The following is a 5,795-nucleotide window of genomic DNA, read 5'->3' as shown; positions in this document are numbered from 1 at the left end:
GGGTAAGCCCGATCCCGAAGCTTCTGCGGCTGTCTGCAACGGTATTTTTCCCGGTGTAAAACATCTCAAAAATATGCGGTTTCATATCGTCTGCAATTCCGTTTCCGTTATCGGCGACTCGGATTACGGCATCCCCGCCCTGTTTTTCGGCACTTACGCAGATCTCGGAGCCTTGTTCGGTATATTTCAAAGCATTATCAATAAGGTTGACAATGACCTGCACGATAAGCTGTGCGTCCATACGGGCAAGGATCAAATCGTCGCACCTTACCGTCACCTTGTGTCCGACGGATTTTTTCTTCAAGTGCGAAACGGCTTCGTTGACCACTTCGTCTACAAGCTGGTCGGTAAGCTCCAGCTTCAGGCGTCCGTCATTCAGCCGTGTAACATACAGCAGATTTTCCACCACGCCGATCAGCCATTCGGAATCGTCATAAATATCTTTATAGATCTGCTGCTTGGTTGCTTCGTCCAGGCAGTTTCCGTTATGCAAAAGCGTGTCCGCATTACCCGAAACGGAGCAAAGCGGCGTGCGCAGATCGTGTGAGATCGACCGCAAAAGGTCGGCGCGCAGCTGCTCGCTTTTTGCAAGATCTGCCGCCCGTTCCTTTTCGGCGGCGTTGTGAGCATTATCCATTGCCAGCGCACATTCGTTCACAACCGAAAGTACGATGCTGCTCTCAAATGAATCGGGCTTTTCGGGTTTCATCGGTATCCCGATTACACCGTATACTCTGCCGCCTGCACGGATCGCAAGATAAAGACATTCGGATTTTCCAAACTGTGCTGTCGCTGCTCCTGCACGGCAACCGTTTTGAAGCACCCATTCTGCGGTCTGCCGCTCTGCATCGCTTAGCAGCTTTTCAGCGTGTGTATCCTTTTTTTCGGCATACAGCCGCCCGGACAACATTCCGTTTTCGCCTTTCGTATAGGCAACAATGCTTCGGTCAAGCAGCCGCGAGAGCTGCATACAGGTCACGCTTAAAACATCATCGTTGCTTTTTGCTTTTTGCAGCAGACGATCAGTGTCGAACAGCACCTGCACACGGAACGCGGAGCGAGCCGAGAGCCTTGCATGATCTTTCAGCTTCGAGGCAAGCGTGCCGGTGAGAACGGAAGACGCCAGCATGACTGCAAAGGTAACGGGATAGCCTACGGCATATGTCTGAAAGGACAACCTGGGTTCGGTAAGGAAAAATCCGAACAATACAACACTTAGAAGTGAGCCTGCCATACTGCAAAGGTATCCTTTGGTCAAAACGGAGATCATCAGCACACCTAGGATGTATACCGTAACGATATTGGTATCGGGAAAGTCGAGATGGTCGAACAGAAACCCGATCGCCGTACATACGGCAAGCGCCAGGACGGTCACGGCAATATCCCGCAGCGACGGTATCTCTGCACCTAAGAACAGACGGCGTCTGTGCGGCTTTGTGTAGTTCAATGCATCGGGAATAATATGAATGTCAACATCGGGGGCGGAGGAGATCAGCTTTTCAGTGAGAGTCGGTCTTCCGAACAGCCATCTGCGTCTGGCACTGCTTTGCCCGATCACAATTTTTGTGACATCGGAAAGCCTAACATATTCCGAGATCTGCAGCGGTACATCCTCGCCGTGCGTCATAACGATCTCAGCGCCGAGCCTTTGCGCGAGCTGTATGTTCTGGGAAAGTCGGGACTGATCCTCATCATTTATGACCGTATCCGTCTGCACATAGATGGCGGTAAATCTTGCATGAAGGGTCTTAGCCATCTTTGCGGCGGTGTGTATGATCCTTGCATTGGATGGCGAAGAGGATAGGCAGACAAGGATATGCTCGTCTGTATCGAATTTTGACTGTTCGTTTTGTACTTTCATCGGTTTCACCGCCATTTTTATTTTATTATTATACAGTAAAACTGTAAAAAAATCTACCGCAGTCTAAAAATCATTCTTCTGCCCATCGGAAAGAATAATATCGACATTTCCGTGCGTTTCACGAAAACGGCGGATCTCACATAATATTTCACTTTCGGACAACCCCTGCGGCAGCAGAATTTCGGAAGGCTCACGGGATTCGTTTTCCTTTAACAATGCTTTTCTGTTTTCTTCAAGAAATCGATCCAGCCTGCTCATAAGATAAAATCCGAAAGCAAATATGCCAAGCAGGCTGACGATCAGCAATAGTTCAGCCATCCTCACTCACCTCTGTTAAATGCGAAAACACTTTTGCAGTTCTTTGTAAGCACCGAGAACCAAAAGAGTGGTCTTGTTCGTAAGAACGGTTTCCGGTGAAACTGCCATATTGATTTTTCCGTTCTCCTTGGTCGCCATGATATTGATGCTGTATTTTCTGCGGATATCCAGCTCTCCGACGGTTTTTCCGATCCACCCCTCCGGAACCTCTACCTCAAAAATGGCATGAGCCTCATCGACCTCGATGTAATCCCGTATGTGATCGGCGGTGTACCGAATAGCAGCCCAATTTGCTACCTGTTTTTCTGGGTAAACGACCTCGTCCGCTCCGTTACGCAGAAGAAATTTCTCCTGCACATCACGCTCGGCACGGGATACAACTAATTTTGCGCCGAGTTCTTTCAGCAAAGAAGTGGTTTCCAGCGAATTTTGAAAATTTCCTCCTATGGTGACTATGCACACATCAAAGTTTCCGATTCCGAGCGACTTTAAAAATTCCGTGTTTGTGCTGTCACCTATCTGTGCGTTAGTAACGATCGGCAGAATTTTATTGACCCTTTCTTCGTTGCTGTCTACCGCCATCACCTCATGCCCGAGCTTATTCAGCTGCAAAGCGATATGCCTACCGAATCTGCCGAGACCTATCAACAATATGTTTTTCATAATATAGTAACTCCTTTATCCTACTGTGATATTTTCGAGCGGCAGCTTTGCACCGCTCTGATTTTTATTGGAGATCGCCGCGTAAATCAGGGTAAGTCCGCCGACTCTGCCGAGATACATCAAGACGATCAAAATAAGCTGAGAAAGAACACCGAGCTGCGGTGTGATCCCAAGGGTAAGCCCGACCGTTCCGACAGCGGACGCCGTTTCGTAAAGGCAGGTGCTAAGCGGCAGACCTTCTGCCGTGCTGATAACAATGCCGCCGACAAAAAACAGCAGGAAATACATTACGGCAACGGCTGCGGCGTTTTTCACTGCCGAACCGTCAATGCGCCTGCCGCAGACTTCGACATCGTCCTTTTTGCAACAGACGGAGAATGCACTCAGAATCAGAACGGCAAGCGTGGTCGTTTTCATACCGCCTGCCGTGGAGCCGGGCGATCCGCCGACGAGCATCAGCAGAATCATAATTGCCTTGGAGGAACCGGTCATAGCGGGAAGATCGGCGGTATTGAAACCGGCGGTTCTCGGTGTGACAGACTGAAAAAGCGACGCAAGAATCCTTTCGGCGAGCGGCAGCCCCGTAAAATCACAGAAGAAAAAGAATACTGCGGGAGCGATAATGAGGATTGCCGTTGTTACCAATATGACCTTACTCTGCATACGGTATTTTTTGAAATGCCACTTGTTTGTGTAAATATCGTCCCAGGTCAAAAATCCAATACCGCCCACAATAATTAAAAGCATAATTGCAATGTTTATTGTAGGCTCTCCGATGTATCCCGTAAGAGACGGGTATTTGTTTTCTGCGGTGCCGAGTATGTCAAAGCCGGCGTTGCAAAAGGCGGAAATTGAATGAAATGCCGCCATCCAAATTCCCTTGATACCGAAGTTTCTGCAAAATGTCGGCAGCATGACGATCATTCCGATAAGCTCGATCAAAAAAGTTCCCCGTACAATAAAGCGGGTCAGGCGGACGATCCCGCCGACCTTCGGGGCAGAGATGGCGTCCTGCATGGTACTGCGCTGCATCAGCGATATTTTTCTGCCGGACAGCATGGCGAAAAATGCCGCAACTGTCACAACACCAAGCCCGCCTATCTGGATCATCAGCAGTATTACCGTCTGCCCGAAAGCGGACCAATAACTGCCCGTATCCTGCACGACCAGCCCCGTAACGCAAACGGCCGAGGTCGATGTGAACAGCGCCTCGTGAAACGGCGTAACAACTCCGGCAGTCGATGAAAACGGCAGCATCAATATCAGTGCTCCGAGCAGAATAACCCCGGCAAAGCCCAAAACGATCAGCTTAAAGGATGACAGTCGCTTTTTTCTATGTATAATTTCAGACATATATACTTCTCCTATTTTTGTTTGTTTACAAAGAGTATATCATGAAATATAAAAAAACGGTGTAATGATCCGGTGTGCTGTATTAAGATTGCATTAAGGCTCTCGGCTTTGACAAAGACACCGCCGAAGGAGCCATATCAATTCTGACAGAACTCGGCATCATATCATGATCAGACATTTGAATAAAATATCCCCATATAATTTCTGGGAATAAATAATTTCAGAATTATATGGGGCATTTTATGTCTGTTCTATATTTCTACTACTAAATTATTCATATAAACATATCTATCATAGATAATCATATACTTTACAACAATCCCTTAACGTCCTCTGCGATCATCTCCGCATCAAGACGATTATCCTTAAGAACCTCTTCGACATCGTACCTGTCAAGGAATTCCTTCTTAAGACCATAATTCAGTACCTTCATATCCGAATCACCATAGAATCTTGCAATCTTCTCGCCGAATCCGCCGTCCAGTATACCATCCTCGATGGTGACGACAACCGAGTGATCTGCCTTGAGGCTTTCGAGAAGCTCCTCGTCAAGCCCTGTGATATAGTAAGGATTGATGACAGTGGCATCTATTCCAAGCTCACTCTTCATCTCGTCTGCAACGGCATTTGCCAGACTGTAGAAGGTTCCAAGGCCGAGTAGGGCAACCTTGCTTCCCTTCTGTGTCACCTCATATTTATTCAGATCTCCAAAGTTCTTCGTAACAGGTCTTCCACTTACCATCGCACCACCTGGAAGCTTGATGGCCACCGGATGCTCATTCTGCTCTATGCTCCAGTCAAGCATGGCAATATACTCTTCCTTTGTTGTCGGAGCAAGATATACAAGATTCGGGATATTTGAAAGCATCGGGATATCCTGAAAGCCCAGATGTGTCACATCGTTCATTCCATATACAGACCCTGCAAATGTCACTATAGTGGCTGCATTGTTGTTGATACAGAGATCCTGGGATATCTGGTCAAATGTTCTCTGCACAAATGAGCTATACACACCGAACACTGGCTTTCCGCCGCCTGCTGCAATTCCTGATGCAAGTGCCACCGCTGTCTCCTCTGCGATTCCCACGTCAACAAACTGCTTTCCGGCCTCACGTCTCTTATCCTCTGTAAATCCTATAACTGTCGGTGTTCCCGCTGTGATGGCAACGACCTTTGGATCCTTCTTCATCTTGTCAAGCAGGTAATCACAGGACACGCTTGAGTAGTCCTCCTCGTCACCTTCAAATAACGATCTTCCTGTCTCTATGTCAAACGGTCCGCTGTAGTGCCACTGCTCCTTGTGCTCCTCGGCTGGTGCATAACCCTTTCCCTTGAGGGTTCTGATGTGGACCACAACAGGCTTCTTTGAATCTTTTACCTTCTGGAATGTGTCTATGAGGGCTGCCACATCATTGCCTTCGTGCACGTAATAATAATCAAGTCCCATGGCGCGGAACAGATTGCACTCTGCTGTTCCCTTAGTATCTCTGAGTAATTTGAGATTTGTATAGAGTCCTCCGTGGTTCTCAGCTATGGACATATCGTTGTCATTTACAACTATGATGAGGTTGCCATCCAGTTCTTTAGCGTAGTCCAAGCC

At 47.9% G+C, this 5,795-nt stretch carries 5 protein-coding genes; all 5 read right to left on the bottom strand.

The features are described from left to right. A partial coding sequence (locus ABUA34_RS13715; protein ID WP_349823491.1) for a DUF4118 domain-containing protein occupies positions 1-1,861 on the bottom strand: 1,861 nt, incomplete at its 3' end. A 63-nt stretch (positions 1,862-1,924) separates the two neighbouring features. Beyond that, positions 1,925-2,179, bottom strand: a complete 255-nt coding sequence (locus ABUA34_RS13710) for a hypothetical protein (protein WP_015534219.1) — start codon at positions 2,177-2,179, stop codon at positions 1,925-1,927. A gap of 15 nt (positions 2,180-2,194) precedes the next feature. Next, positions 2,195-2,842, bottom strand: coding sequence for a potassium channel family protein (locus ABUA34_RS13705; RefSeq protein WP_015534220.1), 648 nt, complete (start codon positions 2,840-2,842; stop codon positions 2,195-2,197). Between the two features lie 15 nt (positions 2,843-2,857). Further along, positions 2,858-4,195, bottom strand: a complete 1,338-nt coding sequence (locus ABUA34_RS13700) for a TrkH family potassium uptake protein (RefSeq protein ID WP_015534221.1) — start codon at positions 4,193-4,195, stop codon at positions 2,858-2,860. 310 nt (positions 4,196-4,505) lie between these two features. Continuing rightward, on the bottom strand, positions 4,506-5,795 hold a 1,290-nt coding region (locus tag ABUA34_RS13695; protein WP_349823490.1), incomplete at its 5' end, for a 1-deoxy-D-xylulose-5-phosphate synthase.

The organism is Coprococcus sp. RTP21428st1_C9_RTP21428_210409, assembly GCF_040227395.1.
In the GTDB taxonomy this organism is placed as follows: Bacteria; Bacillota; Clostridia; order Lachnospirales; family Lachnospiraceae; genus Coprococcus; species Coprococcus aceti.
Note: the sequence above shows the minus strand (reverse complement) of the source record. Positions and strands in the feature narration are given on the sequence as shown.